The sequence below is a fragment of the Pseudomonas sp. MPC6 genome, assembly GCF_006094435.1.
Taxonomy (GTDB): Bacteria; Pseudomonadota; Gammaproteobacteria; order Pseudomonadales; family Pseudomonadaceae; genus Aquipseudomonas.
Map to the genome: position 1 here is coordinate 4,670,262 of NZ_CP034783.1, position 18,941 is coordinate 4,689,202.

The 18,941-nt window shown below is 62.1% G+C and carries 22 protein-coding genes; 11 read left to right on the plus strand and 11 right to left on the minus strand.

The window, feature by feature from the left end:
- Positions 1 to 33 precede the first annotated feature (33 nt).
- The 3 genes from ELQ88_RS23635 to ggt form a co-directional block, all read right to left on the minus strand.
- A complete protein-coding gene (locus tag ELQ88_RS23635; protein WP_138969573.1) occupies positions 34 to 1,056 on the minus strand; it encodes a helix-turn-helix transcriptional regulator in 1,023 nt (340 codons plus the stop codon).
- Positions 1,057 to 1,221: 165 nt separating this feature from the next.
- A complete protein-coding gene (locus ELQ88_RS23640; protein WP_128869696.1) occupies positions 1,222 to 1,794 on the minus strand; it encodes a cysteine hydrolase family protein in 573 nt (190 codons plus the stop codon).
- Positions 1,795 to 1,876: 82 nt separating this feature from the next.
- Entirely contained in the window at positions 1,877 to 3,604 is a 1,728-nt protein-coding gene (ggt, locus tag ELQ88_RS23645; RefSeq protein WP_138968168.1) for a gamma-glutamyltransferase, read from the minus strand.
- Between the two features lie 153 nt (positions 3,605 to 3,757).
- Between ggt and ELQ88_RS23650 the strand changes: the two genes are divergently transcribed.
- Positions 3,758 to 4,270 carry a methylated-DNA--[protein]-cysteine S-methyltransferase gene (locus tag ELQ88_RS23650; protein ID WP_128869694.1) on the plus strand — a complete coding sequence of 171 codons (513 nt, stop codon included), beginning with the start codon at positions 3,758 to 3,760 and terminating at the stop codon, positions 4,268 to 4,270.
- 148 nt (positions 4,271 to 4,418) lie between these two features.
- Here the strand turns inward: ELQ88_RS23650 and ELQ88_RS23655 are convergent, their stop codons facing one another.
- Complete coding sequence (locus tag ELQ88_RS23655) at positions 4,419 to 4,856, minus strand: hemerythrin domain-containing protein (protein ID WP_128871287.1); 438 nt, start codon at positions 4,854 to 4,856, stop codon at positions 4,419 to 4,421.
- Between the two features lie 150 nt (positions 4,857 to 5,006).
- Here ELQ88_RS23655 and ELQ88_RS23660 point away from each other — a divergent pair, with 150 nt between their 5' ends.
- Entirely contained in the window at positions 5,007 to 5,429 is a 423-nt protein-coding gene (locus ELQ88_RS23660; protein WP_128871288.1) for a GNAT family N-acetyltransferase, read from the plus strand.
- A gap of 117 nt (positions 5,430 to 5,546) precedes the next feature.
- On the opposite strand, the gene ELQ88_RS23665 is transcribed toward ELQ88_RS23660, so the two are convergent.
- Positions 5,547 to 5,897: a hypothetical protein gene (locus ELQ88_RS23665; RefSeq protein ID WP_064678715.1), complete on the minus strand. Its 351-nt coding sequence runs from the start codon at positions 5,895 to 5,897 to the stop codon at positions 5,547 to 5,549.
- Positions 5,898 to 6,046: 149 nt separating this feature from the next.
- Here ELQ88_RS23665 and ELQ88_RS23675 point away from each other — a divergent pair, with 149 nt between their 5' ends.
- From ELQ88_RS23675 to ELQ88_RS23715, 9 genes are all read left to right on the plus strand, one after another.
- A complete protein-coding gene (locus tag ELQ88_RS23675) occupies positions 6,047 to 6,295 on the plus strand; it encodes a hypothetical protein (protein WP_128871290.1) in 249 nt (82 codons plus the stop codon).
- A gap of 20 nt (positions 6,296 to 6,315) precedes the next feature.
- A complete protein-coding gene (locus ELQ88_RS23680) occupies positions 6,316 to 6,645 on the plus strand; it encodes a DUF6388 family protein (RefSeq protein ID WP_138968170.1) in 330 nt (109 codons plus the stop codon).
- Positions 6,646 to 6,673: 28 nt separating this feature from the next.
- Complete coding sequence (locus ELQ88_RS23685; RefSeq protein WP_138968172.1) at positions 6,674 to 7,378, plus strand: YoaK family protein; 705 nt, start codon at positions 6,674 to 6,676, stop codon at positions 7,376 to 7,378.
- Between the two features lie 223 nt (positions 7,379 to 7,601).
- On the plus strand, positions 7,602 to 7,994 hold the full coding sequence (tusD, locus tag ELQ88_RS23690) for a sulfurtransferase complex subunit TusD (protein ID WP_128871329.1): 393 nt from the start codon (positions 7,602 to 7,604) through the stop codon (positions 7,992 to 7,994).
- Between the two features lies 1 nt (position 7,995).
- Positions 7,996 to 8,358 carry a sulfurtransferase complex subunit TusC gene (gene tusC, locus ELQ88_RS23695; protein WP_128871292.1) on the plus strand — a complete coding sequence of 121 codons (363 nt, stop codon included), beginning with the start codon at positions 7,996 to 7,998 and terminating at the stop codon, positions 8,356 to 8,358.
- Positions 8,358 to 8,651, plus strand: coding sequence for a sulfurtransferase complex subunit TusB (gene tusB / locus ELQ88_RS23700; protein WP_128871293.1), 294 nt, complete (start codon positions 8,358 to 8,360; stop codon positions 8,649 to 8,651). The genes tusC and tusB overlap by 1 nt, the downstream gene beginning before the upstream one ends.
- On the plus strand, positions 8,648 to 8,983 hold the full coding sequence (locus ELQ88_RS23705; protein WP_138968174.1) for a TusE/DsrC/DsvC family sulfur relay protein: 336 nt from the start codon (positions 8,648 to 8,650) through the stop codon (positions 8,981 to 8,983). The genes tusB and ELQ88_RS23705 overlap by 4 nt, the downstream gene beginning before the upstream one ends.
- Positions 8,980 to 9,981, plus strand: coding sequence for a glycosyl transferase family protein (locus tag ELQ88_RS23710; RefSeq protein ID WP_128871294.1), 1,002 nt, complete (start codon positions 8,980 to 8,982; stop codon positions 9,979 to 9,981). Before ELQ88_RS23705 ends, ELQ88_RS23710 begins: the two co-directional genes overlap by 4 nt.
- Positions 9,982 to 10,071: 90 nt before the next feature.
- Positions 10,072 to 11,079 (plus strand): glutathione S-transferase family protein, encoded by a 1,008-nt coding sequence (locus ELQ88_RS23715; protein ID WP_138968176.1) that lies wholly within the window; start codon positions 10,072 to 10,074, stop codon positions 11,077 to 11,079.
- Between the two features lie 130 nt (positions 11,080 to 11,209).
- Here ELQ88_RS23715 and cysG read toward each other — a convergent pair whose 3' ends face one another.
- The 6 genes from cysG to ftsK form a co-directional block, all read right to left on the minus strand.
- Positions 11,210 to 12,604, minus strand: coding sequence for a siroheme synthase CysG (cysG, locus tag ELQ88_RS23720; protein ID WP_138968178.1), 1,395 nt, complete (start codon positions 12,602 to 12,604; stop codon positions 11,210 to 11,212).
- A complete protein-coding gene (serS, locus tag ELQ88_RS23725) occupies positions 12,605 to 13,885 on the minus strand; it encodes a serine--tRNA ligase (protein ID WP_128871296.1) in 1,281 nt (426 codons plus the stop codon).
- A 16-nt stretch (positions 13,886 to 13,901) separates the two neighbouring features.
- On the minus strand, positions 13,902 to 14,276 hold the full coding sequence (crcB, locus tag ELQ88_RS23730; RefSeq protein WP_128871297.1) for a fluoride efflux transporter CrcB: 375 nt from the start codon (positions 14,274 to 14,276) through the stop codon (positions 13,902 to 13,904).
- Positions 14,276 to 15,598, minus strand: coding sequence for a replication-associated recombination protein A (locus ELQ88_RS23735; protein ID WP_138968180.1), 1,323 nt, complete (start codon positions 15,596 to 15,598; stop codon positions 14,276 to 14,278). Before ELQ88_RS23735 ends, crcB begins: the two co-directional genes overlap by 1 nt.
- A gap of 170 nt (positions 15,599 to 15,768) precedes the next feature.
- Entirely contained in the window at positions 15,769 to 16,392 is a 624-nt protein-coding gene (lolA, locus tag ELQ88_RS23740; protein ID WP_128871298.1) for an outer membrane lipoprotein chaperone LolA, read from the minus strand.
- A 65-nt stretch (positions 16,393 to 16,457) separates the two neighbouring features.
- On the minus strand, positions 16,458 to 18,866 hold the full coding sequence (gene ftsK, locus ELQ88_RS23745) for a DNA translocase FtsK (protein WP_138968182.1): 2,409 nt from the start codon (positions 18,864 to 18,866) through the stop codon (positions 16,458 to 16,460).
- Positions 18,867 to 18,941 lie beyond the last annotated feature (75 nt).

Consider the following 18,941-nt stretch of genomic DNA (forward strand, 5'->3'; position numbering starts at 1 on the left):
ATCAGCCCCGATCTTTCGGGGCTTTCCGGGGGGTTAATCGCGACGCACTGCATCCGTAGGCGAGGTCGGTGAACGCAGGGCAGAACCCAGTTCCACCTTGCTCTTCACACCGAGCTGCAAGTAGCAGTTGCGCAGATAAGTGCGCACTGTCGCAGGGCTCAAGGCAAGGATCTTGGCAATTTCCTTATAGGAATGGCCCGCCGCGAATAGCATCGCAGCAGTGCGCTCGCGCGGCGCCAGCACCGTCCCGCGCGACTGTGTCTCGAGCGACAGGATGACATGCTCCGCGTTAGGACTCAGCGTCAACACACAACGACCGAGACGCATCACACATGGCGCTTTTTGCAGTTGCGCGATGACTTGCGCAGGAAGTATTGAACCACTCCACCCGGGCAACTCGCGCTGAATGGCGGCGCAGAGCCTGGCCCCCACGTAGAGCAGGCTGCCATCCATGCGCGCAACGCCGAAGTCGGTTGCACCGTCGCCCGTGTCGAACCGGATCATGTCCTGGACCTGAAATCGCCACAGCTGCAACAGGTGATCGCAGAAGGCCGAAAACAAACCGGCCTCACTGTCGTTGAACACCGGTGCCTGAAGGCCACGGTAGAGGCAGACGAAGAACATCAAGCCGCTCTCGGGCAACTCGAACGTGATGCACATCAAGTGGTAGAGGTCATGGCGCCGGGCGAAGTCGTTCACTTGCTCGCAGGGGTCGGTGAACCCGCTGTCGCGCACGACCTCGCCGGGCTGGCTCAGCGTGTCATGGGAGAACCTGTCGCTGACCGCGACCTTGTGCCATTCGACGGCAAACAACTCGGGCAGATTGATTCGCCCGTGCATCCAGCTTTGCGGGGGCGCAGTGGCGTCGGACGTCGACATCTCGCCCCACCATGCCGACGCGAAGGGCACCAACCGGGCAAATGCCTGCAGGCCATCGGCAATGAACTGGGAGGCACCGCGATCCCGAGCCAGGCGCCCCAGGTGAAGCACACACTGATTGAACGCCTTCAGCGTTGCCATCGACGTCCCGACGCCGACCTCATCACCCGCCTCCATCGCTCTATACCCGTGCTGAATGGCCTGGGATGCGACCATGCCATGGCGCACCCATCGCGTCCAGCCGCCACCGCCGTTCTGCAGGCGTTTGGTCGGGCGGATCCTGCGCACCCCTGCCCCCTCCTTCCTCCGTTACCCGACCGAACGACTCAACCCTGGACCTGGTCAGTACATTCCTGACCGGGCTGATCGGGACTTTCGGTTCCTGATGCATATTTCCCTGGTCGGGATCACATCGATCCGCGACACCGGACTGCTCAGGCGTGCAAGGCGGGTATTGTGCTCGGCAATGATGTCATCGGCGGCCATGTTGTCGGTGTCGACGGTGGAATGGGCGTCGGCGGCGAGCACCACGTCATAGCCCAGTTTCAGGGCCTGGCGCACGGTGGCATTGACGCAATAGTCGGTTTGCAGGCCGCAGATGATCACGCGCTCGACGTCCCACTGTTGCAAGATTTGCAGCAGGCGGGTCTGGTAAAAAGAATCCCGGGCAGTTTTTCGTACTCGCAGATCTTCGGGTGATGTTTCCAGGCCCTCGACCAGTTGCCAACCTTCGCCACCGTGCTGCAGCAGGCTGCCCTTTTCTTCGTGTTGAATCAGGATGACCGGAATGCCTGCTACGCGTGCCTTGGCGCTCAGGCCATTGATGAGATCGATGACACGTTTGATCTCGAAGCATTCGTACTCGCCGACGCACAGCAAATGTTGGACGTCGATGATCAGCAGTGCAGTGGTCATGGTGACTTCCTTTAAATCTCAGTGGTTCAGGGGACGGTAAAACACGTCCCCTTATAAAAAGGGCCCCCTTTTAAAACGACCCTCAGTAACCGAGCGACAACCCGGTGTTACGCCGCGGATCGTTCGCCCCGTAGAAGCGGTTCTTGCCTACCGGCTTGCCCTCCAGCGAAGGCGCGCCGACCAGGATCGCCGCCAGGTGGTTGGCGTCCTGGGGACCGGCAAACTTGTGGCCCCAACTTTCCAGCATCTTCACCGTATCCGGGCTGGTGGTGAAGGTTTCCAGGTTGGTCTCTTCCGGCAACCACTGCTGGTGGAAACGCGGAGCGTCGACCGCTTCCTGGATGTTCATGCCGTAGTCGATCACGTTGAGCATGGTCAGCAGGGTCGCGGTGATGATGCGGCTGCCGCCGGGAGTGCCGACGACCATCACCACTTTGCCGTCCTTGGTGACGATGGTCGGGCTCATGGACGACAGCGGTGCCTTGCCGGGCGCGATGGCGTTGGCCTCCCCTTGCACCAGGCCGTACATGTTCGGCACGCCGATTTTCGAGGTGAAGTCGTCCATTTCGTCGTTAAGGATGACTCCGGTCTTGCTGGCCATGACGCCGGCACCGAACCAGTCGTTGAGGGTGTAGGTCACCGACACCGCGTTGCCCCATTTGTCGACGATGGAGTAATGGGTGGTGTTGCTGCCTTCGTGGGGCGCTACCCCGGGTTTGAGTTCGCGGGACACGCCGGCCTTTTGCGGATTGATCGCCGCGCGGATTTTGGTCGCGTAGTTTTTATCCAGCAGATGGGCGATCGGGTTTTTCACGAAGTCCGGGTCGCCGAGGTAGCTGTTGCGATCCACGTAGGCGTGGCGCATCGCTTCGATCTGGTAGTGCATGCCCTGGGCCGAGTGGTAGCCCAGGTCTTTCATCGGGTAGCCTTCGAGAATGTTCATGATCTCGCAGATCACCACCCCGCCGGAGCTTGGCGGTGGCGCCGACACCACGTGGTAGCCGCGGTAATCGCATTCGATCGGCGCCAGTTCGCGGGTCTTGTACTTGTCGAGGTCGGCCTGGGCGATGATGCCCTTGTTGGCCTGGCTGGAGGTGACGATGGCGTCGGCGACCCAGCCTTTGTAGAAACCGTCGGCCCCCTTCTCGGAGATTTCCCGCAGGGTTTTCGCCAGGTCCTTCTGCACCAGTTTCTGCCCGACCTGCATCGGCTCGCCGTTGCTCAGGAAGATCGAGCCGGAATCCTTCATGTCCTTCTTGAAGACGTCAGTGGCGTATTCCAGCAATTCGACATCGCCTTGCTCCAGCACAAAACCGTCTTCGGCGAGCTTGATCGCCGGGGCGATCACTTCTTTGCGCGGTTTGGTGCCGTACTTCTGCAGGGCCAGTTCCATGCCGGACACGGTGCCCGGCACGCCGACGGCCAGGTGACCGCGGGTGCTGAGGTCCGGGACGACGTTGCCTTCCTTGTCGAGGTACATGTCGGCGGTGGCCGCCAGCGGCGCTTTTTCACGGAAATCGAGGAAGGTCTTGCGCCCGTCCGCCAGCTGAATGGTCATGAATCCACCGCCGCCCAGGTTGCCCGCCGCGGGATAAACCACCGCCAGCGCATACCCCACCGCGACCGCGGCATCGACGGCGTTGCCACCATTCTTGAGCACATCGACGCCCACATGGCTGGCCAGATGCTGGGCGGTGACCACCATGCCGTTTTCGGCCGCGACCGGGGCCACGGAGGCCGCGTGGGCCATCAGGCAGCTCAGCGCCAACGAGGTCGCAATGAGCGATTTGGCAAAAGGTTCGAACTTCATGAGTCGGTCTCTTTTTGTTTTTTTGGCTCTGTCGAAAAAAACAGAGGAAACGGTCAGGAACAGTAGGCAAGTATGGCTGGGATTGCGTATTGCGCCTCCCCGTCGAGGCAGTATGCTTGGCCCCTTATCGACACTTGCGCGGAGGCTGTCTGCATGACCTGCACCTGCATGACCATGGCGTCGCCGGTTGGCGAGCTGAAGCTGGTGGCGAACGGTGCGCGACTGGCGGCCATCCTCTGGGAAAACGACAAGCCGAACCGAGTTCTGCTGGGGCCGATGAGCGAGGATCCGGATAATCCGATCCTGGTGCGCACCGCACGACAGCTGAAGGAATACTTCGCCGGCACACGCGATCGTTTCGAGCTGGAGCTGGATTTTGTCGGGACGCCGTTTCAGAAGAAGGTGTGGGCGGCGCTGTTGACCATTCCGTTCGGCGAGACTCGCAGTTATCGCCAGATCGCCGAGCAGATCGGCAACCCCAGTGCGGTGCGGGCCGTGGGCGCGGCGAATGGCAGGAACCCGATTTCGATTGTGGCGCCCTGTCATCGGGTGATTGGCGCGTCGGGAAAACTCACCGGGTTTGCCGGTGGGCTTGAGGCCAAGGAGTGGTTGTTGACGCTCGAGGGCGGGCAATGGGGTGGGACTGGAAGACTGGAAGGCTTTTGATTTCTGTAGGAGCGGGCTTGCCAGCGAAGGCGTTTTCATGGCCGATACAAGGCTTGAGGCCGCCTTCGCTGGCAAGCCAGCTCCTACAGGAGATCGTGTACACCTGTTCTTTTTCGTCAGAAGGCGCCCCTGTCAGACGAAAACGCCTTCAAGAAAGCTGGGCCTTGTACTCCTTCACGTATTGTCCGGCCAGGGTCTCTTTCTGTTTGTCGTCGAGTAGCTTGCCGGCCATCTGGAAAAACTTCTGCTCTTCTTCCTTCAGGTGGTGATGCACCTTTTCGCACAGCTTCTTCGCGGTCGCCAGCCAGGCCGGGCTGGACATCTCGGTCTCATCCAGCGCTTCCATCATTTCATCCATCTCGTGATGCTCGGCGATCGCATGGCGGCTGAGGTCGACGCCGTTGTCGAACTCCATCAGCGGGATGTAGAAGTGCCGCTCTTCAGCGGTTTCGTGGGCCTGGAGTTCCGACTTGAGCTGCTTGTAGGCCTCGACCCGTTCCGGGGTGTCGCCGCTGGTCCGGACCAGCGCATCGGCGTAGGCGCGTTGGCGGTCGTGGCTTTCGCGCAAGGCTTCAAAAATATTCACGGGTTGTCCTCATCGGCTGCGCTCTGGAATGACGCTGTCTAGGCTAGACATCTGCGCGGGAACGAGGGTTCCACCCAAGGACTGGAACACCGACCTCGTGCCGCGCTAGGCTTGGGAATGTTGTCCGCCCCGGCCATAAGGAAATAGCTCATGAAACTGCGAATCGAACAGTCGCAAAACCCCACGGATGAAGAGCGCCAGGCCATCCTGTTGCCGTTGCGCGCCTATAACGCGCAACAGGCCGGGGTCTCGACGCCAGAGCCCGTTGCCTTGCTGCTGCGCGATGAAAGCGGCGAGATTCTTGGCGGGCTCCACGGTCGAGTGTTTTACCAATGGTTGTACATCGACCTGCTGTCGGTACCGGAACAGGCCCGGGGACAGGGCATCGGTTCGACGCTGATGCAGATGGCCGAAGACCTGGCGCGGGAGAAGGCCTGTATCGGGGTCTGGCTCGACACCTTCGACTTCCAGGCGCCGGCGTTCTACAGGAAGCTGGGTTACAGCGAGTTGGGGCAGATCGCTGACTATCCGCCGGGGCACAAGCGCTACTTTTTCCAGAAGCGCTTCGCTTAGCCCTTGTAGGAGCCGGCTTGCTGGCGACGGCGGTGTGTCAGGCGACGTTGATGTCGCCGGTGATGGCCTCTTCGCTGGCAAGCCAGCTCCTACAGGGAATGGGCGTTGCCCGTCAGGTCAGAGGCAGGTCGCCAACGCCGCCAGCCGGCGCTTGGCGACAAAGTCATCCTTCTGCGCGTAGTAGTTCAACTGTGTTCCCGAGGCATCGGTGGTCACGTCGACAAAGGCTTCCGCCGAGCGCGTGTACACCGTGGACCCGCCCTTCTTGCCCGGCTGCAGATACGCACTGGCATCGACGCCGAACACCGCCTCGTCCTGCCAGGAAAACTGCACGCACTGGGCGACGACTTTCTCCGGCTTGTTCGAGGTCAGGGTCTTGTACGGGGTTCCAGTGCGGGCATCGTTCATTGCCGAGCCCGCACATCCCGCCAGCAAGGTTACAGCCAGCGCCACCATCAGAATTCGCATTGCGTTCGCTCATCAAGAAAAAGCGGACTGTATCACCGTGGCACGGCGTATCGTTCTGCTTTACTTCATTTATACCGCGACACCGGGTGCCGATTCGCGCACCCTGTCGCGCCATTAACGCTGCATCGCACATTTTTCTGGAACGACCCATGACACCCAACGCCGAATACTACAAACCAACCGCTGAATACGCCGACAAGCTGATCAGCCAGATCGGTCAGACGCCTTCCTGGATCGCCAAGCGCATCGGCGTCACCGACAAGCGGATTCGTTACATCCTCGACGGCGAACGTACCGTCAAAGGTGAAACCACGCCGATCCAGATGACCTACCCCGAGCAGTTTGCCCTCGAGTGCCTGGCCGCAGCGGCTAAAGCCAGCAAGAAGCAGTCTGTGTAATCCATTTTCAAGGAGCGACCATGGCGGCAAGCGAACAGCAACACGAGCAGGCACTGAAGAGGTTTCTCGATGAGCGCCCTGAACTGCGCGCCGAACTCGACAACCTCAACCCGCTGCTGGCCCAGGCCAAAGGCGAGACCCAGGCGCAGTACCGCGACGAGCGCCTGCACGAAGCCTTCGAGGCCGAAGCCGAGCGTCTCGGGCTGTTTGCCTGGGAACTGACCCTGCAGTTGACCGCCGCAACGCCTGAGGACTATCAGGCCCAGCGCATGGAAGTGCACAAGGAAGTGGCCGAAATGGCCGGTATGGACTGGCTGGAGTATTGCGAGTTATATGGCTTAGGCCAGTGACCCTCGCCGCTCAAGGATTTATCTAACGATGCTGCCTTCGACCTCCAGCACCCACGCCAGTCCGGGGCATCTGCATATCCAGAAATGGCGCGGACGCATCGGCCTGTCGCTGGTGGCCGCACTCTCGGTACTGGCCGGCATGACAGACGCCATCGGCTTCATGGCCAGCGGCGACTTCGTTTCGTTCATGAGCGGCAACACCACCCGTCTCGCCGTGGCCATCAGCGACGGCGACATGGGCCTGACCCTGCGCCTGACGATCCTCGTGGCCACGTTCGTCATCGGCAACGCCCTGGGCATCGTCGTCAGCCGTCTCGGCGGCCGGCGGGCGCTGCCCTTGCTGCTGTGCATCGCCACCCTGCTCTGCGGTGCCGCTGCCTGGCCGTATGAGGAACAATTGCCGGCGTTGCTGGCGGCGATCATCGCCATGGGCATGCTCAATGCCGCAGTAGAGGAAGTGAATGGCCTGCCGGTCGGCCTGACTTACGTCACCGGCGCCCTGTCGCGCTTCGGCCGCGGCCTGGGGCGCTGGATGCTCGGCGAACGGCGCAACGGCTGGCGGGTGCAGTTGATTCCCTGGGCCGGGATGTTTGCCGGCGCGGTGCTCGGTGCGGTGCTGGAGCATCATCTCGGGCTCAGGGCGCTGTTTGTCAGCGGGTTGCTGGCGGGGGGGATCGGGTTGCTGGCGTTGAAGATTCCGCGGCGGTGGCAGTTGGGGTATATGCCCCGCTGAGTGGGTGATTACCTGCAGTATTGATGTTGTCTGACAGGCCGCTTTCGCTGGCAAGCCAGCTCCTACAGGGGGTCTGTGGTGGATTTCAATGATATGTCCGGCACAAATCCCCTGTAGGAGCTGGCTTGCCAGCGAAGGGGACGCCTCGGTCTCAAAAAAACCCCCTTCGCCGCCCCGCCGATAAAGCTTTATCATGGCCGCAGTTTCGCTGATCGAGTCCGTCATGAAGTTCGCCATCGCGCTGTTTTCCGCCGCCCATGCGCCCTCCTCGCGCCGTGCCTTGCTGTTCGCCCAGGCTGCGCTGGCCGGCGGGCATGAGATTGTCCGGCTGTTTTTCTACCAGGACGGGGTCTACAACGCCTCCGGCAGCGTGGTCACGCCGCAGGATGAGCAGGACTTGCCCAGACAATGGCGCAACTTCGTCACTGAACATCAGCTCGATGGCGTGGTGTGCATCGCCGCCGCCCTGCGCCGTGGCGTGTTGAACGCAGAAGAAGCCGGGCGCTACCAGCGCGAAGCGGTTGCCGTGGCCGCGCCGTGGGAATTGTCCGGGCTGGGCCAGTTGCATGACGCGGTGCAGGACGCTGACCGCCTGATCTGTTTCGGAGGCGCGTGAAATGCCCAGATCCTTGCTGATTATCAGCCGTCAGTCGCCCTGGTCCGGGCCGAGTGCGCGCGAAGCACTGGACATCGTCCTGGCCGGCGGCGCTTTCGATTTGCCGATCGGCCTGCTGTTTCTCGATGACGGCGTGTTTCAGCTCGCCGCAAACCAGGACGCCAGGGCTCTGCAGCAAAAAGACCTGAGTGCCAACCTGCAGGCGCTGCCGATGTTCGGCGTCGAAGACCTGTTCGTCTGCGGCGACAGCGCGGCCGAACGCGGCCTGGACCCCAGGGCGTTATCGCTCGAAGAGGCCCAGGTGCTGACCGCCGGCGAAATCAGCGCACTCATTGACCGTTACCACCAGGTGATCACCCTCTGATGTCGACTTTGCACGTGTTGTCTCATTCCCCGTTCGGCGACGACCGCCTGACCAGCTGCCTGCGCGTGATCGGCGCCGCGGATGCGCTGCTGCTGTCTGGCGACGCGGCCTATGCCTTGCAACCGGGCACCGCGCCGTTCAATACCCTGGGCAGCCGCGGCCTGAAACTGTTTGTGCTGGCCGAAGACGCCCAGGCTCGCGACCTGCAAACGCCGGACTGGGCCAAGGCCATCGACTACCCGGCCTTCGTCGAACTGTCGATCCACTATGACAAGGTCAACAGTTGGCTATGAATGTCCTGACCGTGGGCGCTCGCGCCATCGAGCTGGACAAGGACGGTTTTCTGCTCGACCTGAGCGACTGGTCCCTTGAGGTCGCCAGCGCCCTCGCCGCCGCCGAAGACATCGAGCTGAGCCCCGAACACCGGGAGATCCTCGAATTGCTGCGCAGTTTCTACAGCGAGTTCCAGCTGTCCCCCGCCACGCGCCCGCTGATCAAGTACACCGCATTGAAGCTCGGCCCGGAAAAAGGCAACAGCCTGCACCTGAACCGACTGTTCAAAGGCACCCCTGCCAAACTCGCCGCGAAACTGGCGGGCCTGCCCAAACCGACGAATTGTTTATGACCGACTATCCTGCGCTGACCCTCGAAACACCCGCCGAGCACCCGTTCGCCCAGTTCGTGCGCATCCTCGGCAAAGGCAAGCGTGGCGCCCGCGACCTGACCCGGGTCGAAGCGCGTGAAGCCATGGGCATGGTGCTCGACGACAAGGTCGAGGACACCCAGCTGGGCGCGTTCCTGATGCTGCTGCGGCACAAGGAAGAAAGCGCACAGGAGATGGCCGGGTTCACCGAAGCCTTGCGTGAACGCTTGCAGGCACCGGCGTTGCAGGTCGATCTGGACTGGCCGACCTATGCCGGCAAGAAACGTCATCTGCCGTGGTACCTGCTGGCGGCCAAGTGCCTGGCGCAGAACGGTGTGCGGATCTTCATGCACGGTGGTGGCGCGCACACGGCGGGCCGGCTGTACAGCGAACAGTTGCTCGACACCTTGCAGATCCCGTTGTGCCGCAACTGGCAGCAAGTCGGTTCGGCACTCGATAACGGCGGCCTGGCGTTCATGCCGCTGATGGACTGGGCGCCGCAATTGCAGCGGATGATCGACCTGCGCAACACCCTGGGCCTGCGTTCGCCGATCCACTCCCTGGCCCGGATCCTCAATCCGTTGGGCGCTCGCTGTGGCCTGCAAAGCATCTTCCACCCCGGCTACCAGGCGGTGCATCGCGACGCCAGCGGCTTGCTCGGCGACACCGCGATCGTGGTGAAAGGCGACGGCGGCGAAATCGAGATCAACCCGGATGCCGACAGCCACCTGTACGGCACCACCGGTGGCGAGAGCTGGGACGAGGAATGGCCGCAACTGTCGACCCAGCGTCACGTCAAACCGGCCAGCCTCGATCCCGAGCATCTGAAAGCCGTCTGGCGCGGCGACGTGGTCGACAGCTACCCGCAGATGGCGCTGATCTCGACCATGGCCTTGGCCTTGCGCGGCCTCGGCCAGAGCCGCGAACAAGCCTTCGATACCGCCCAGCAGTATTGGGACGCGCGGGACAGATCGATTTAACCGATCATAACTGCCCAACCTTTGCGCTTTTAGTTCGAACCTATGCGAATAGACTCCTCTCCAACGCTTATCGGTTGAGGAGTCTGGAACATGGGTTTGTTAGTCGAAGGTCGCTGGCAGGACCAGTGGTACGAAAGCAGCAAGGACGGCGCGTTTCAGCGTGAACAGGCGCAGCGTCGCAACTGGGTGACCGCCGATGGCAAGCCGGGCCCGAGCGGTATCGGCGGCTTTGCGGCCGAGGCCGGTCGCTATCATCTCTACGTGTCCCTCGCCTGTCCGTGGGCCCACCGCACGCTGATCCTGCGCCAACTCAAAGGCCTGGAAAGCCTGATCGATGTGTCTGTGGTCAGCTGGCTGATGTTGGAAAACGGCTGGACCTTCGACCAGCACCTGGGTTCGACTGGCGACAAGCTCGATCACTTCCAGTTCATGCACCAGCGCTACACCGCCGATACCGCCGACTACACCGGCCGCGTCACGGTGCCGGTGCTGTGGGACAACCACCAGCAGCGCATCGTCAACAATGAGTCGGCGGAGATCATCCGCATGTTCAACAGTGCGTTTGATGACTTGACCGGCAATGATCTGGACCTGTATCCGGCGCCGTTGCGCAGCGAGATCGACGCGTTGAACGAGCGGATTTATCCGGCGGTGAACAATGGTGTGTATCGCGCCGGCTTCGCCATCTCGCAGACGGCTTATGAAGAGGCGTTCGATGAGTTGTTTGCCGAGCTGGATCGGCTGGAGCAGTTGCTGGGCGCCAATCGTTACCTGGCCGGTGAGTACCTGACTGAAGCCGACATTCGGCTGTTTACCACGATGATTCGCTTCGACGCGGTGTATTACGGGCACTTCAAGTGCAACCTGCGGCGGATCGCCGATTATCCGAATCTGTCGAACTGGCTACGGGAGATTTATCAGTGGCCGGGGATTGCCGAGACGGTGAACTTCGAGCACATCAAGAATCACTACTACGGCAGCCACAAGACCATCAATCCAACCAGCATCGTGCCGAAAGGGCCGGCGCAGGATTTCACGGCGCCCCATGATCGGGAGCGGTTGAGCGGGAAAGGGGTTTGGCGCAAGGCCGAGGTCTGACCTGAAGCATGGGGGTGGTTTTGAGGCCCCCTTCGCGAGCAAGCCCGCTCCCACATTTGACCGTGTTCTTCAGTTAGAACGCGATAAAATGTGGGAGCGGGCTTGCTCGCGAAGGGGCGCGACTCGTTTTCTAGACTTGCGCCTGAGCGCCCTCGAACCACGCCAGTTTCTCCCGCAGTTGCACCACTTCACCCACAATCACCAGCGTCGGCGCATGCACTTCATGCTCCGCCACCAGACGGGGTAAATCGGCCAAGGTGCCGGTAAACACCCGCTGATTGACCGTAGTGCCCTGCTGGATCAACGCCGCCGGGGTATCCGCCGCGCGACCGTGCTTGATCAACTGCTCGCAGATGATCGGCAACCCCACCAACCCCATGTAAAACACCAGGGTCTGCGCCGGCGCGACCAGGTCGGCCCACGGCAGATCGGTGGAGCCGTCCTTGAGGTGCCCGGTAACGAACCGCACCGACTGCGCGTAATCGCGGTGGGTCAGCGGGATCCCGGCATAGGCCGCGCAACCGCTGGCTGCCGTGATCCCCGGTACGACCTGGAACGGGATGCCATGGGCCGCCAGTTCTTCGATCTCTTCACCGCCACGGCCGAAGATAAACGGATCGCCGCCCTTCAGGCGCACCACGCGCTTGCCGGCCTTGGCCAGGTCCACCAATTGCTGGTTGATCTGATCCTGGGGCACGGCGTGATCGGCGCGGCGCTTGCCGACGTAAACGCGCTCGGCATCGCGACGGCACAAATCGAGAATCGCCGGCGCCACCAGGCGGTCATACAGCACCACGTCGGCTTGCTGCATCAGGCGCAAGGCACGGAAGGTCAGCAGGTCGGGATCGCCCGGCCCTGCACCCACCAAATAGACTTCGCCAGTGGCAACGGGCGCTTCGCCGTTGATTTTCGCCAGCATCAAGCGCTCGGCTTCGGCACCCTGCCCGGCCAGTTGCCGGTCGGCAATCGGGCCCTGGAACACGTCTTCCCAGAATGCCCGGCGCTGCTGCACATCCGGGAACAGGCGTTTGACCTGGCTGCGAAAACGCGCCGCCAGACCGGCCAGTTGCCCGTAGGTGGAAGGAATCCAGGTTTCCAGTTTGGCGCGGATCAAGCGTGCCAGCACCGGCGCATCGCCGCCGCTGGAAACCGCGATGATCAGCGGCGAACGGTCGACGATCGCCGGGAAGATCACACTGCACAGCGCAGGCGCATCCACCACGTTCACCGGCACGCAACGCCGATGGGCATCGGCGGAGACTTGTGCATTGAGTGGTTCGTCGTCGGTGGCGGCAATGATCAGCCCGCAACCATCCAGATCGGCCTCGACGTAACCGCGCACCCGGCACTCGCCACCGCTGCCGGTCACCAGTTCCCGCAGTTGCGGTTCGATCTCCGGTGCGACCACCCGCAGCAGTGCACCGGCTTCGGCCAGCAGGCGGGATTTGCGCAAGGCAATTTCCCCGCCGCCGACGACCAATACACGACTGCCGCGAAGGTTATGAAACAGCGGCAGATAGTCCATTTAGCCGATGACCTCGATGCCACCCATGTACGGTTTCAGCACCTCAGGCACACGGATCGAACCGTCGGCCTGCTGGTAGTTTTCCAGCACTGCCACCAGGGTACGACCAACCGCCAGGCCGGAACCGTTCAAGGTGTGAACCAGCTCCGGCTTGCCGGTTTCCGGGTTGCGGAAACGCGCTTGCATCCGACGGGCCTGGAAGTCGCCGCAGTTGGAGCACGAAGAAATCTCGCGGTATTTGTCCTGGCTCGGGATCCACACTTCCAGGTCGTAGGTCTTGACGGCGCTGAAGCCCATGTCGCCGGTGCACAGCGCCAGGGTGCGGTAAGGCAGCTCGAGCAGTTGCAGGACTTTCTCGGCGTTGGCGGTCAGGCCTTCCAGCGCTTCCATCGAAGTCGACGGCTCGACGATCTGCACCATCTCGACCTTGTCGAACTGGTGCTGGCGGATCATGCCGCGGGTGTCACGCCCCGACGCACCGGCTTCGCTGCGGAAGCATGGGGTGTGAGCGACGAACTTGATCGGCAGCAGTTTCGAATCGACGATTTCGCCGGCGACGATGTTGGTCAACGACACTTCGGCGGTCGGGATCAGGTACAGGTCGGCTTCGCCTTCGCGAGTGATCTTGAACAGGTCTTCCTCGAACTTCGGCAACTGACCGGTGCCTTGCAGCGCCGGGGCTTGAACCAGGTAAGGGGTGTAGGCCTCTTCGTAACCGTGTTCGCTGGTGTGCAGGTTGATCATGAACTGCGCCAGGGCACGGTGCAGGCGCGCAATCGGGCCACGCAACAGGGCGAAACGGGCACCGGACAGCTTGGCGGCAGTTTCGAAATCCAGCCAGCCGAATTTCTCGCCCAGGGCCACGTGGTCCTGAACCGGGAAATCGAACGCTTTCGGCGTGCCCCAGCGGCGCACTTCCACGTTGCCTTCTTCGTCGTCGCCGATCGGCACCGATTCGTGGGGCAGGTTGGGGATGCCCAGCAGGATCGAGTCCAGATCGGTCTGGATCGCGTCCAGCTCGACTTTACCGGCACTCAATTCGTTCGCCATGCGCTCGACATCCGCCATCAGCGGCGCGATGTCTTCACCGCGTTGCTTGGCCTGGCCGATGGATTTGGAACGCGCATTACGCTCAGCCTGCAGTGCTTCGGTGCGGGTCTGGACGGTCTTGCGCTGTTCTTCCAGCGCTTCGATGCGCGCAACATCCAGCTTATAGCCACGGGATGCCAGGCGGTCCGCTACGTCCTGAAGGTTGCTACGTAACAGTTTGGAATCGAGCATGTCGGTTTCTCGTTTATCAAAGTTTGGTCAAGGACAGGCCGGCCCAGGTGGCAAGCAGCCCGCCGAATACGCTGATCGCCGCATAGCCCAGGGCCAGCGGCACTTGCCCGCTTTCCAGCAAGCGCACCGTATCCAGTGAAAAGGATGAAAAAGTCGTCAGCCCCCCGAGGAAGCCGACAATCAACCCGGCGCGCACTTCGAAAGGCACCTCCGGGCGAATCAAAAACAGACCGTATAGAACGCCGATCAGCAGACAGCCCACGATATTAACGGCCAGCGTCGCGGTATAGAAGTGCCGCGGCCAATTAGCGTTGATCCAATTGCCGGTGGCGAAGCGCAACAGCGTGCCGGCGACGCCGCCAATGGAAACCGCAACGACCAGTGCAATCACTATTTTCTCCGCTGCCGGGGGCTGAGACGGTCAAGTTGCGCCAGGTGGTTGAGCTTTTCGCCGATCTTCAACTCCAGGCCCCGCGGCACCGGCTGATAGAAGGGTTGCGGCTCGAGTTCTTCGGGGAAGTAGTCTTCGCCCGCGGCGTAGGCATCCGGCTCATCGTGGGCGTAACGGTATTCGTCGCCGTACCCCAGCTGCTTCATCAGCTTGGTCGGGGCGTTGCGCAGGTGCAGCGGCACTTCCAGCGAGCCGTGTTCGGTGGCGCTGCGCATCGCGGCCTTGAAGCCCATGTACACCGCGTTGCTTTTCGGCGCGCAAGCCAGGTATGTGATGGCCTGGGCCACGGCCAATTCGCCTTCGGGGCTGCCGAGTCGCTCCTGCACTTCCCACGCCGCCAGGCACAGGCTCAGGGCCCGCGGGTCGGCGTTGCCGATGTCTTCGCTGGCCATGCGCACCACGCGCCGGGCCAGGTACAGCGGGTCGCAACCGCCGTCGATCATCCGCGCGAACCAGTACAACGCACCGTCGGGGTTGGAGCCGCGCACCGACTTATGCAGCGCGGAAATCTGGTCGTAGAACGCCTCCCCGCCCTTGTCGAAGCGCCGCCGGGTATCGCCCAACAGGCTTTGCAGCAGATCGACGCCGATCTCGCTGTGGTCTTCGGCCAGGTCCGAGGCATTTTCCAGCAGGTTGAGCAGGCGCCGGCCATCGCCATCGGCCGCCGACAGCAGCATCTGGAAGCCTTCATCACTGAGGGTCAGTTGGCGTTTGCCCAGGCCACGCTCTTCGGTCAGGGCGCGCTGCACCAGTTTGCGCAGGGCCGCTTCGTCGAGGCTTTTGAGCACGTAGACGCGCGCTCGGGACAGCAATGCGTTATTGAGTTCGAACGAGGGGTTTTCCGTGGTCGCGCCGATGAAAATCAGCGTGCCGTCTTCGACATAGGGCAGGAACGCATCCTGCTGGGACTTGTTGAAGCGGTGCACTTCGTCGACGAACAGGATGGTGCGTTTGCCGTATTGCCCGGCCTGCTGTTTGGCGATTTCCACCGCCTGGCGGATTTCCTTGACCCCGGCCAGTACCGCCGACACCGTCTCGAAGTGCGCGTCCGAGACTTCCGCCAGCAGCCGCGCCAGGGTGGTCTTGCCCACCCCCGGCGGCCCCCAGAAAATCATCGAGTGCAGGGCACCCTGCTCCAGGGCTTCGCGCAAAGGCTTGCCGCGAGCCAGCAGGTGTTCCTGACCGACGTACTCGTCCAGATTGGCCGCGCGCAAACGGGCGGCCAGGGGTTGAGCAATCGGGGCACTGCGAAACAGGTCCATCACTACTTATGAAACCTCACTGGGTCCTGGGGCCGATCATCCAACGTGCTAACACCACAATCCCTGTGGGAGCGGGCATGCTCGCGACTGCGCAGTGTCAGTCGACATCATGGTTGCCTGATACGCCGCTTTCGCGAGCAAGCCCGCTCCCACAGGTTAGCGTCTGATCTTTATTCCTGGATCACGTCGGCACCCTTGGGGATGACGAACTTGAACTTGGACGCCGCAATCGGCTCGTTCGCCTTCACCCCGGTGAACAGGATATTGGTGCGCTGGCCGACGCTGTCGATCAGTTGCATATCATTGACCAGACCATTGCGGAACGACAGACGCAGGCTGTCGAACAGCGTGTCCTTGGTTTTCGGCTTGAGGGTGAAGTCGATCACGCCGCCGGCTTCCTTGGCGCTGATATCGAAGCTCTGGCTGATCTTGGACACATCACCGGACAGCAGCAATGCCGGCGTCTGGGTCAGGCGCAGGTCGAGGGTCTTGATGGTGACTTGTTCCAGGTCCGGGTCCCACAGCGTGACTTTCTTGCCGTCGGAGACCATGGTCTGCTCGGCCGGCGCATCGGTGTGCCAGTAGAACAGGCCCGGGCGCTGCAACGACATTTCGCCGGCCGTTTCCTGCAACTGGGTGCCGCCACCGTCGAGGGTCAGCTGGGAGAAACGCGCGGTCAGGGTCTGGGATTTTTCCAGCAGTTGGGTCAGGCGCGCCACGTCCTTGTCGTCGGCGTGGGCCGAGAGCGTGGTCAAAGCCAGAACCGGCAGCAACAGCATGCGGATAAGACGCATGGGAGTCCTCTTGATATTCGTGGGAGTGCGGGTGGCGCCTCGTTGCGCCATCCCTTCAAATCAAATCAGTCACGCACCGGGCCGGGGGCCAGGACTTCACGGGAACCGTTGGTGTTCATCGACGTCACGACCCCGGCCATTTCCATGGCTTCGATCATGCGCGCGGCGCGGTTGTAGCCGATTTTCAACTTGCGCTGAACCGCGGAGATGGAGGCGCGACGGCTTTCCAGGACGAATTGCACGGCTTCGTCATACAGCGCATCGGTTTCCGGATCATCGTCGCCACCGCTGCTGCCGCCGTCGAAACCGCTGCCCGGCTCTTCGACACCGGCGAGAATCTCGTCGTTGTATTCCGGCGCGCCGCGCAGTTTCCAGGCTTCAACCACCCGGTGCACCTCGTCATCGGAGACGAAGGCACCGTGGACACGGATCGGCAGGCTGGTGCCCGGCGGCATGTACAGCATGTCACCGTGGCCCAGCAGTTGTTCGGCGCCACCCTGGTCGATGATGGTCCGCGAATCGATCTTGCTCGACACCTGGAACGCCATGCGCGTCGGAATGTTCGCCTTGATCAGGCCGGTGATCACGTCGACCGACGGACGCTGGGTCGCGAGGATCAAGTGGATACCGGCCGCCCGGGCTTTCTGGGCGATACGGGCGATCAGTTCTTCGACCTTCTTGCCGACGATCATCATCATGTCGGCGAATTCGTCGACGACCACGACAATGGTCGGCAGCTTGACCAGCAGCGGCGCTTCGTCGTGGATGCTTTCGCGCTTGAACAACGGATCGGTCAGGGGCTCGCCGGCATCCTGGGCTTCCTTGACCTTGGCATTGAAGCCCGACAGGTTACGCACGCCCATCTTCGCCATCAGTTTGTAGCGACGCTCCATCTCCGCCACGCTCCAGCGCAGGGCGTTGGCCGCGTCTTTCATGTCGGTCACCACCGGGCACAGCAGGTGCGGAATGCCTTCGTAGATCGACAGTTCGAGCATTTTCGGGTCGATCATGATCAGCTTGGCGTCTTCCGGGCCGGACTTGAACAGGATCGACAGGATCATCGCGTTCACACCCACCGACTTACCGGAACCGGTGGTACCGGCCACCAGCAAGTGCGGCATTTTCGCCAGGTCGGTGATGACCGGCTTGCCGCCGATATCGTGACCCAGGGCCAGGGTGACCGGCGACTTGAAGTTGTCGTACTCGGGGGTCGACAGCACTTCGGAGAAGCGCACGATCTGCCGGTCTTCGTTCGGGATCTCGATACCGACCGTGGTCTTGCCCGGGATCACTTCCACCACGCGCACGCTGGTCACGGCCAGGGAACGGGCCAGGTCTTTCGCCAGGTTGGAGATGCGGCTGACCTTTACGCCTGCCGCGGGCTGGATCTCGTAACGGGTAATGACCGGGCCCGGGTGAATCGAATCCACCGAGACTTCGACGCCGAATTCCTTGAGCTTGATTTCCAGCAAGTGGCCTACCGCAGCCAGGGATTCGGGCGAGTAATTGAGTTGTTTCTTTTCCGCGGGGTCGAGAATCGAGATTGGCGGCAAGGTGCCCTCGACGGCGCTGTCGACGAACAACGGCGCCTGCTTCTCTTTCTCCACGCGTTTGCTCGGCGCCGCGGGTTTCGGCGGCGCCGGCGCGATCACTGGCGGCACCTGCTTCTCGCGGTCCGACATGTGCTTGCTCAAGGCTTGCTCGCGCTCGATCAGGCGCTCCTTGACCTTGGCCTGCTCGCGCTTGTCGGTGACGCTCGGCGCCACCACGTCATGCACGCGTTCATCGACTTCACGCAATTGCGCAACCAGCTGCTTGCGTTCGACACGGGCGGCCCACCAGCGATTGGCCGCGCCCTGGACCAGCTCGAGCAGGTCCAGCGTGATCTTGCCGGTGACGTCCATCACCTTGAACCACGACAGGTCGGTGAACACCGTCAGGCCGAACAGGAACAGCGCGATGAACAGCAAGGTGCTGCCCTGGATGTTCAGGGCGTTCCTGGCCAGATCGCCGAGGCTTTCCCCCAAGGCGCCGCCAGCGCCGGCCGGCAGGCCGGTCGCCGCGTGGAAATGGATATGCGCCAGGGCTGCCCCCGACAATACCAGGAACACCAGGCCGATCAGGCGCCAGGAGAACAGCCAGCCGCTCCATTCCCAGGGTTCGTGGCGCTGACGGAAGATCTGCCAGGCCTTGACCGCCAGCAGCAGCGGGAAGATGTAGGCGAAGTAACCCAGCACCATGAACAGGATGTCGGCGCTGTAGGAACCGGCCGGGCCGCCGAAGTTCTGCACGTCGTCGATCTTGCTGTTGTGGCTCCAGCCCGGATCGTCCTTGCCATAGGTCAGCAAGGCCATCATCAGGAACAGGCACAGGGCACCGACGGCGATCAACGCACCTTCCTTGAGTCGGTAGTGCAATTGCTGGCGCCAGAGCGGAACGACGGCTGGTTTAGGTGCTGCGGTGGATTTCTTCAAAACGCTTCTTTTCCTGCGCCCGTGGCGCGTCCATCTGTTGAATGACTATAAAAAACTGCCCGATCCAGGCAGGTA

Excerpts from the sequence above, each read along its gene's own strand:
- cysG (WP_138968178.1), bottom strand. The coding sequence starts at position 12,604 with ATGGACTATCTGCCGCTGTTTCATAACCTTCGCGGCAGTCGTGTATTG.
- tusD (WP_128871329.1), top strand. The coding sequence starts at position 7,602 with ATGAAGTTCGCCATCGCGCTGTTTTCCGCCGCCCATGCGCCCTCCTCG.
- ELQ88_RS23705 (WP_138968174.1), top strand. The coding sequence starts at position 8,648 with ATGAATGTCCTGACCGTGGGCGCTCGCGCCATCGAGCTGGACAAGGAC.
- ELQ88_RS23685 (WP_138968172.1), top strand. The coding sequence starts at position 6,674 with ATGCTGCCTTCGACCTCCAGCACCCACGCCAGTCCGGGGCATCTGCAT.
- ELQ88_RS23660 (WP_128871288.1), top strand. The coding sequence starts at position 5,007 with ATGAAACTGCGAATCGAACAGTCGCAAAACCCCACGGATGAAGAGCGC.
- ELQ88_RS23675 (WP_128871290.1), top strand. The coding sequence starts at position 6,047 with ATGACACCCAACGCCGAATACTACAAACCAACCGCTGAATACGCCGAC.
- ggt (WP_138968168.1), bottom strand. The coding sequence starts at position 3,604 with ATGAAGTTCGAACCTTTTGCCAAATCGCTCATTGCGACCTCGTTGGCG.
- ELQ88_RS23680 (WP_138968170.1), top strand. The coding sequence starts at position 6,316 with ATGGCGGCAAGCGAACAGCAACACGAGCAGGCACTGAAGAGGTTTCTC.
- serS (WP_128871296.1), bottom strand. The coding sequence starts at position 13,885 with ATGCTCGATTCCAAACTGTTACGTAGCAACCTTCAGGACGTAGCGGAC.
- tusB (WP_128871293.1), top strand. The coding sequence starts at position 8,358 with ATGTCGACTTTGCACGTGTTGTCTCATTCCCCGTTCGGCGACGACCGC.
- ELQ88_RS23735 (WP_138968180.1), bottom strand. The coding sequence starts at position 15,598 with ATGGACCTGTTTCGCAGTGCCCCGATTGCTCAACCCCTGGCCGCCCGT.
- ELQ88_RS23640 (WP_128869696.1), bottom strand. The coding sequence starts at position 1,794 with ATGACCACTGCACTGCTGATCATCGACGTCCAACATTTGCTGTGCGTC.
- ELQ88_RS23650 (WP_128869694.1), top strand. The coding sequence starts at position 3,758 with ATGACCTGCACCTGCATGACCATGGCGTCGCCGGTTGGCGAGCTGAAG.
- ELQ88_RS23710 (WP_128871294.1), top strand. The coding sequence starts at position 8,980 with ATGACCGACTATCCTGCGCTGACCCTCGAAACACCCGCCGAGCACCCG.
- tusC (WP_128871292.1), top strand. The coding sequence starts at position 7,996 with ATGCCCAGATCCTTGCTGATTATCAGCCGTCAGTCGCCCTGGTCCGGG.
- ELQ88_RS23715 (WP_138968176.1), top strand. The coding sequence starts at position 10,072 with ATGGGTTTGTTAGTCGAAGGTCGCTGGCAGGACCAGTGGTACGAAAGC.
- ELQ88_RS23665 (WP_064678715.1), bottom strand. The coding sequence starts at position 5,897 with ATGCGAATTCTGATGGTGGCGCTGGCTGTAACCTTGCTGGCGGGATGT.
- ELQ88_RS23635 (WP_138969573.1), bottom strand. The coding sequence starts at position 1,056 with ATGGAGGCGGGTGATGAGGTCGGCGTCGGGACGTCGATGGCAACGCTG.
- lolA (WP_128871298.1), bottom strand. The coding sequence starts at position 16,392 with ATGCGTCTTATCCGCATGCTGTTGCTGCCGGTTCTGGCTTTGACCACG.